The sequence below is a fragment of the Mycobacterium sp. ACS4331 genome (assembly GCF_001667265.1).
In the GTDB taxonomy this organism is placed as follows: domain Bacteria; phylum Actinomycetota; class Actinomycetes; order Mycobacteriales; family Mycobacteriaceae; genus Mycobacterium.
On the sequence record NZ_LZHW01000066.1, the window covers coordinates 52,252 to 59,436 of the forward strand.

General features: G+C 67.1%; 7 protein-coding genes. 4 read left to right on the forward strand and 3 right to left on the reverse strand.

The genetic code is table 11. The features are described 5' to 3' along the window. Positions 1 to 42: 42 nt before the first annotated feature. Both A5727_RS15790 and nucS read right to left on the reverse strand, forming a co-directional pair. Positions 43 to 345, reverse strand: a complete 303-nt coding sequence (locus tag A5727_RS15790; protein ID WP_068251141.1) for an Rv1322 family protein — start codon at positions 343 to 345, stop codon at positions 43 to 45. Beyond that, positions 345 to 1,016 (reverse strand): endonuclease NucS, encoded by a 672-nt coding sequence (nucS, locus tag A5727_RS15795; protein ID WP_068251142.1) that lies wholly within the window; start codon positions 1,014 to 1,016, stop codon positions 345 to 347. The genes A5727_RS15790 and nucS overlap by 1 nt, the downstream gene beginning before the upstream one ends. A gap of 69 nt (positions 1,017 to 1,085) precedes the next feature. Here nucS and A5727_RS15800 point away from each other — a divergent pair, with 69 nt between their 5' ends. Continuing rightward, a complete protein-coding gene (locus tag A5727_RS15800) occupies positions 1,086 to 2,690 on the forward strand; it encodes an adenylate/guanylate cyclase domain-containing protein (RefSeq protein WP_068251144.1) in 1,605 nt (534 codons plus the stop codon). On the opposite strand, the gene glsA is transcribed toward A5727_RS15800, so the two are convergent. Continuing rightward, complete coding sequence (gene glsA, locus A5727_RS15805) at positions 2,687 to 3,964, reverse strand: glutaminase A (protein ID WP_068251146.1); 1,278 nt, start codon at positions 3,962 to 3,964, stop codon at positions 2,687 to 2,689. The two genes, A5727_RS15800 and glsA, sit on opposite strands and share 4 nt — an antisense overlap. 333 nt (positions 3,965 to 4,297) lie before the next feature. Between glsA and A5727_RS15810 the strand changes: the two genes are divergently transcribed. The 3 genes from A5727_RS15810 (at position 4,298) to A5727_RS15820 (ending at position 7,072) form a co-directional block, all read left to right on the forward strand. Further along, the gene (locus A5727_RS15810; RefSeq protein WP_068251153.1) at positions 4,298 to 4,975 is read left to right on the forward strand and encodes a cysteine hydrolase family protein; all 678 of its coding nucleotides are present in this window, start codon (positions 4,298 to 4,300) and stop codon (positions 4,973 to 4,975) included. A gap of 121 nt (positions 4,976 to 5,096) precedes the next feature. Then, a complete protein-coding gene (locus A5727_RS15815) occupies positions 5,097 to 6,584 on the forward strand; it encodes a DNA-3-methyladenine glycosylase 2 family protein (RefSeq protein ID WP_068251158.1) in 1,488 nt (495 codons plus the stop codon). Next, entirely contained in the window at positions 6,581 to 7,072 is a 492-nt protein-coding gene (locus tag A5727_RS15820) for a methylated-DNA--[protein]-cysteine S-methyltransferase (protein ID WP_068251199.1), read from the forward strand. The genes A5727_RS15815 and A5727_RS15820 overlap by 4 nt, the downstream gene beginning before the upstream one ends. The last annotated feature ends 113 nt before the right edge of the window (positions 7,073 to 7,185 follow it).

Genomic DNA, 7,185 nt, shown 5'->3' on the forward strand with positions numbered 1-7,185 from the left:
GCCGCTGCGCAGCCTCCTCCACCGCGCACAGACTGATCCCCGTCAGGACCAGGTGCGCGTAGGGCCTCGGTTGGCCCGATTACTCCAGCACGGCGTGTGCCAGTGCCTGCGGTCGTCGACCGCGGACTCCCCCGGGCCGGCTCGCCACACGACCACATGCGCGGTGCCGGAACGGATTTCGTGGTCACATCCAGGGCAGCGATAGGTCTTGGTCGCCCGCGAACCGGGGATCGGCCGAACCTCGTAGTCGTATCCGTCGGCGCCCACCTCGACCCGGCGCTGATCGGGCGCCATGCCCAGTGGCCGATGCGGCAGCTGCCACTTGTTGGCGCGTCTGCGGGCCATCAGAACAGCCGGTACTCGTCGCTGTCCAGTCCGCGCATCTTGTCGTAATCCAGTGTCACGCATCGGATTCCACGGTCAGTGGCGAGCGTTCGGGCTTGCGGCTTGATCTGTTGGGCCGCGAAGACGCCGCTCACCGGAGCGATGAGGCTGTCGCGGTTGAGAAGTTCCAGGTAGCGGGTCAGCTGCTCGACGCCGTCGATCTCCCCTCGACGCTTGACCTCAACAGCCACCGAACGGCCCTGCTCGTCTCGGCACAGCAGATCCACCGGTCCGATGGCGGTCATGTACTCCCTGCGCACCAGCGTGTAGCCCACTCCCAGCAGTTCGACGTGCTCGGCCAGCAACACCTGCAGATGCGCCTCCACACCGTCTTTGACCAGGCCGGGGTCCACCCCCAGCTCGTGGACCGAATCGTGCTCGACGTCTTCCAGCGTGATCCGCAACTGCTCACCGGCCTTGTTCTCGACCACCCACACCGGCGTCGGACCTTCGGTGTCCTCAGTGGTCCAGCACGGCGGACTCATCCAGTTCAGCGGCTTGTAGGCACGGTCATCGGCGTGGATGCTCACCGAACCGTCCGCCTTGACCAACAGCAGTCTGCGCGCCGACGGGAGGTGAGCGGTCAGCCGACCGACGTAGTCCACGGTGCACTGGGCAATCACGAGACGCACCCGACCAACCTTAAGGGGTGGCCCGCCTTCAAGTGACCAGCGGTGCAACCGGGTTACTCTGAAAAACCAATGAAAGCCAACGCGACGCTGGCGCAGCGCCTGGGCCGACTCCTTGAGCGCGTCACGCAGACAAGCGGGCGGTTGCCCGAGACCTCGGAGTACGGGTCCTGGCTGCTCGGCCGCGTCAACGAGGGTCCGCAGAAGCGCCGGGTCCGGATCCAGTCGATCCTCACGGCGTTCATCCTGATCGCCAACGTCGTTGGGATGGCGGTGTCACTGCTGCTGGTCACGGTGGCCTTTCCCCAGCCCAGCGTGTTCGACGACGCCCCGCGGTGGCTCACCTTCGGCGTCGCCCCGGCGTATGTCGCCCTCGGCCTGGCGGTCGGCACCGTGTGGATCACCCACCGGACGGTCAACTCGTTGCGCTGGGCGATCGAGGAGCGCACACCCACGGTCGAGGATCAGCGTCTCACCTTCATGGCGCCCTGGCGGATCGCTGTCGCGCATCTGGCGCTGTGGGGCGTCGGCACGGTGCTGATGGCGGTGCTCTACGGCCTCTACGACGGCCTGTTCGTGCCTCGTTTCCTGTTCGCCGTGGGGATCTGTGGCGTCATGGTGGCGACGTTCGCCTACCTGTTCACCGAGTTCGCCCTGCGACCGGTCGCGGCGCAGGCCCTCGAAGCCGGCGATCCACCCCGACGTTTCGCGCCCGGAATCATGGGCCGCATCATGACGGTGTGGATGGTCGGCGCGGGCGTCCCAGTCATCGGCATCGGGCTGATCGCCCTCTTCGTGATGCTGCTGCGCAACCTCACCCAGACCCAGTTCGCGGTCGCGGTGCTCATCTCCGCCACGGTCACCCTGATCTTCGGCTTCGTGCTGATGTGGGTGGCGGCCTGGATCACCGCGACCCCCGTCCGCGTGGTGCGTGCGGCACTCAAGCGCGTCGAAGAGGGCGACCTGGACACCAATCTCGTGGTCTTCGACGGCACTGAGCTTGGTCAGCTGCAACGCGGGTTCAACGCCATGGTCGCGGGACTGCGGGAACGCGAGAGGGTTCGTGACCTGTTCGGCCGGCACGTCGGCCGCGAGGTGGCCGCGGCGGCCGAATCCGGTGACGTCAACCTCGGCGGCGAAGAACGCCATGCCGCAGTCATTTTCGTCGACATCATCGGCTCGACCAGGCTCGTCACGAGTCGCGCGGCGGCAGAGGTCGTGACACTGCTGAACCGCTTCTTCACGGTGGTGGTCGACGAGGTCAACGACCACGAGGGTCTCCTGAACAAATTCGAGGGCGACGGGTGCCTTGCGGTCTTCGGTGCCCCCAACGACCTCAGCTGCCCGGAGGACGCGGCGCTGTCCGCGGCCCGCAGCATTGCGGCCCGTCTTCAGGTGGAGGTCCCGGAGATCGAGGCCGGAATCGGGATCGCGGCGGGCACCGTGGTCGCCGGAAACGTCGGTGCCCACGAACGCTTCGAATACACCGTCATCGGCGAACCGGTCAACGAGGCCGCCCGGCTGTGCGAGCTGGCCAAGACGGTGCCGGGACACATCCTGGCGTCCTCCGACACCGTGCGTGGCGCCACTGAGACCGAAAGCGCCCGCTGGCAGTTCGGCGACACCGTGACACTGCGCGGACACAGCCAGCCGACCGTGCTGGCGCAACCGGCCTAACGCCCCCGGCGGTCGAGCACCGCCGCCAGCGCCTCCTCCACAGTCGCGTACGCCACCACATCCCTCGCGCTCCCGGCCGTGAGCACTCGGTGGTCGGGGTCCACCAGAGCTCCGTCTTTGCCCGCACCGCGCAGGGTGTCCCGCAGACCCGCGAGCATGCCGCGCGCGACGTCGTTGATGTCGTCGACCCGGGACACCTCCAGGATCGCGACGTCGACGTCCGCGCTGTCCTCCTCGACGGTGCGCAAGGCCTGCTCCGCGCCGGTGAACAACAGGTCACCGTGCAGTTCGTAGACCCGAACGCCTGCGGCCACATCACGCGTGGCGCGGATGATCGAACGGGACTCACGAGTGACCGAGAGAAAGTGCAGTCCCAGACGCGACGACAGACTGCGGCAGACCTCAACGCCTCGAACGCTGTTGCCTTTGTCGTCCAAACGTGGTGAGTAGACGCCGATTCCGAGCTGACCGGGCAGCACCGTCAGCAGTCCGCCGCCGACTCCGCTCTTGGCGGGCATCCCCACACTGCTCACCCAGTCCCCGGTCGCGTCGTACATCCCGCACGTCATCATCACCGCGAGGGTGCGCTGCACCACCGGTCCCGAGAGGACTCGCCGACCGGTCTCGGGATTCCTCCCGCCTCGGGCCAGGGTCGCGGCCATCCGGGCCAGGTCGGTGCTCGTGACCTTGATGGCGCACTGTCTGGTGTAAACGTCGAGCGCCTCGTCCGGGTCTCCGCCGAGAACGCCGAAACTCTGCAGCATGTACGCGATCGCACGGTTACGGCTGCCGGTGGCCTTCTCGGACCGGTAGACGTCCTCGTCCACGTCGAGCGGGCGGCCCGCGCACGCCGAGTAGAAGTCGAGGATGCAGTCGAACCTCTCCCGGGGATTCGCTCCGGGAACCAGGGACGCCGCGGCGATGGCCCCCGCATTGATCATGGCGTTCTTGGGCGCCTTCGTGCGGTCGTCCACACTGATCTCATTGAATGCCTCGCCGGACGGCTCCACACCGATGCGGGCATCGACCGCGTCGAACCCCGCGTGCTGGATGGCCAGTGCGTAGGTGAAGGGCTTCGAGATCGACTGGATGGTGAATTCGGTTGTCACGTCGCCGGATTCATAGGTGAACCCATCGGTCAGCTGGAGCGAGGCCGCGAAGCCGGACGGATCGACCTTCGTCAGTTCGGGAATGTAGTCGGCCAACCGCCCCGCCGTGTCGTCACGATGCCCGGCGAGGATCTCATCGAGGTAGCGCTGCACGAGTTCGGCCACAGCAGAAGTCTATTGGGGGTGCCTCAGTTTCGAGCCACACGGCCAATTCGACGCCTCGTTCGCCGCCGTCAAACGCTGCGCCGCGTCGTCAGCGCCTTGGCCGGGGCGTCCACCACTGGCCCCCTCCCCACAGACAGAGTGGTGGTTCTGCCCAACACCTGGCGACAGGTCTCATGCGGTCACGCACCGCACCCACCGGCCAGCAGGTGGCCAGCGGTGGCGCCAGCGCCAGTCCGCGACGGGGGCGAGCACCGAAGACACCAGCCGCGATCGGCGACATCATCGTAGGGACCACTCGGCGGCAACCCCGCCCTCGATGAATGGGGAGACCCGATGAAATGGAACCGGGATGACACCGCCGTGGTGTTCATCGATCCACAGAACGACGTGCTGAGTCCCGCCGGCCGCAACTGGGCGGTGACCGGAGCCAGCGTCACCGAGAACGACACCGTCGCGCACATGCTCGCCATCTTCGAGGCGGCGCGGGCCGCGTCGTTCGGGATGTTCATCTCGCCGCACTACTTCTATCCCACCGACCACCGTTGGCTCTTCAACGGCCCCCTTGAGGCTGACGAACTGCGCACCGGCACCTTCGACCGGCCCGGGCCGCTGAACCTCGACGGCCTGCCCGGCTCGGGGGCCGACTGGCTCGACGAGTTCAAGCCTTACATCAATGCGCCCGACACGGTCGTCGTCAGCCCGCACAAGGTGTTCGGGTCCCAGACCAACGACCTGGTTCTCCAGCTGCGCAAGCGGCGGATCAACACAGTTCTGTTGGGCGGCATGCTCGCGAACATGTGCGTGGAATCGCACCTGCGCGATCTCCTCGAGCAGGGCTTCGAGGTCTACGTGATCCGCGACGCCATTGCGGGCCCACGGCACCCGCTGTGGGGTGACGGCTACGCGGCCGCCCTGGTCAACTATGCCTTCCTGGCCCACGGCGTGGTCTCGACGGAGGAGGTTGTGACCGCACTCCATTCGACAATCGAGGCGACGAACACCGCCCCCTGAGGACGCGGCTCGACATTCCTGGCGCGGGCGCCGAAGGTGATGACCTCGCATATCGCCCCGAGAAACCGCCATGTCGGATTTCCGCCAGTAGCGCTCCCGGCGGCATGCAAGAGTGGCACATATGCACGACGACTTCGACCGCTGTTACCGTGCCGTCCAGTCCAAGGACGCACGTTTCGACGGCTGGTTCGTGATCGCCGTGCTCAGCACCGGCATCTACTGCCGGCCCAGCTGTCCGGCCCGCACGCCATTGGCACGCAATGTCGCGTTCTATGCCAGTTCAGCCGCCGCCCAGAGAGCGGGTTTCCGCTCCTGCAAGCGCTGCCGGCCCGACGCCTCCCCCGGATCGCCGGAATGGAACGTCCGCGGAGACGTGGTGGCACGCGCGATGCGGCTCATCGCCGACGGGACGGTGGACCGGGCAGGGGTCAGCGGCCTCGCGAGCCAACTCGGCTACACCACGCGGCAGCTCGAACGGCTGCTCAATGCCGAGGTGGGAGCAGGTCCACTGGCGCTGGCGCGAGCCCAGAGAGCCCAGACCGCACGCGTGCTGATCGAGACGACCGCGCTGCCGTTCGGCGACGTGGCTTTTGGTGCTGGGTTCTCGAGCATCCGCCAATTCAACGACACGGTGCGCGAGGTGTTCGACGTGACGCCAACCGAGTTGCGGCGCCGCCGCGTCGCTGGCGCAGAGGTCAGCCCGGCATCACCGGGTTCCCTGCACCTGCGCCTGCCGGCACGCGTGCCGTTCGGGTTCGAGGGGGTGTTCGGCCACCTGGCCGCCACCGCGATCCCCGGCGTCGAGGAGGTGCGGGCCGGCGCCTACCGGCGATCGCTGCGTCTTCCGCTGGGCTCGGCAGTAGTGGCACTGGCCCCGGCCCCCGACCATGTCCGATGCACCCTGACGCTCGAGGACTTCCGCGATCTGACCGTCGCCATCGCCCGCTGCCGCCGAATGCTCGACCTCGACGCCGATCCCGAAGCCGTCGACGCCGCCCTCTCCGCCGACGACGCCCTGCGTCCGCTGGTGCAGAAGGCGCCCGGACAGCGAGTGCCGCGCACGCCCGACGAGAACGAGATGGCCGTCAGGGCGGTCCTCGGCCAACAGGTGTCGACGCGGGCCGCACGCACGCTGGCCGCTCGCCTGGTCCAGGAGCACGGCACCATGGTCGACGATCCGGGCGGCGGCCTCACGCACGTCTTTCCGACCACGAACCAGTTGGCCGAGGTCGACCCCTCCCGACTGGCCATGCCTGCCAGTCGGCGGCGGTCACTGGTTGCCCTGGTCGCGGCGGTGAACGCACAGGACATCTCGTTGGGCGTGGGGTCGGACTGGGAGCGGGCCAGACGCCAGCTTCTCGGCCTGCCCGGCATCGGCCCGTGGACGGCCGAGATCATCGCCATGCGGGCGCTCGGCGAGCCCGATGCCTTCCCCGCGACGGATCTCGGCGTCCGTGTCGCAGCCAAGCATCTCGGCCTGACCGATGACGTCCGACGACTGGAAGACGTGAGCGGACGCTGGCGACCATGGCGGGCCTACGCGACGCAGTATCTGTGGACCGCACTCGAACATCCCGTGAATCAATGGCCACCGCAGGAGGCAGCATGACCCGCTATCGCATCATCGACAGCCCAATCGGGCCCCTGACCCTGGCCGGCCACGGTCCGGTGCTGACCAATCTGCGAATGGTGGACCAGACCTACGAGCCGGATCGGGCCGACTGGGAACTCGACGATCGTGCCTTCCCCGACGCGGTGGAGCAGTTGGCGGCGTACTTCGCGGGCGAGCTGCGGGAATTCAACCTGAATCTGGAGATGGCCGGCACGGCCTTTCAGCGGAAAGTATGGAATGCCCTGCGCACAATTCCCTATGGAGAAACACGCACCTACGGCGAGATTGCCCAGCAGATCGGGGCACCAACGGCATTTCGGGCAGTCGGCCTCGCGAATGGCCATAACCCGATCGCCGTCATTGTTCCGTGCCACCGGGTAATCGGCGCAAATGGCGCCCTGACCGGGTTCGGCGGCGGCATTCACCGCAAATCCACACTGCTCGAATTGGAGAAGAATTCCGTCAGTCTGACATTGTTCGACTGAATAGGGTCTGGAAATAGAAACGCCCCCCACGTGTGTGGGGGTGTTTCTGTGTGTGTTCGGCGGTGTCCTACTTTTCCACCCGAGTTGGGTAGTATCATCGGCGCTGACAGGCT

Excerpts from the sequence above, each read along its gene's own strand:
- A5727_RS15790 (WP_068251141.1), bottom strand. The coding sequence starts at position 345 with ATGGCCCGCAGACGCGCCAACAAGTGGCAGCTGCCGCATCGGCCACTG.
- A5727_RS15820 (WP_068251199.1), top strand. The coding sequence starts at position 6,581 with ATGACCCGCTATCGCATCATCGACAGCCCAATCGGGCCCCTGACCCTG.
- A5727_RS15810 (WP_068251153.1), top strand. The coding sequence starts at position 4,298 with ATGAAATGGAACCGGGATGACACCGCCGTGGTGTTCATCGATCCACAG.
- A5727_RS15800 (WP_068251144.1), top strand. The coding sequence starts at position 1,086 with ATGAAAGCCAACGCGACGCTGGCGCAGCGCCTGGGCCGACTCCTTGAG.
- A5727_RS15815 (WP_068251158.1), top strand. The coding sequence starts at position 5,097 with ATGCACGACGACTTCGACCGCTGTTACCGTGCCGTCCAGTCCAAGGAC.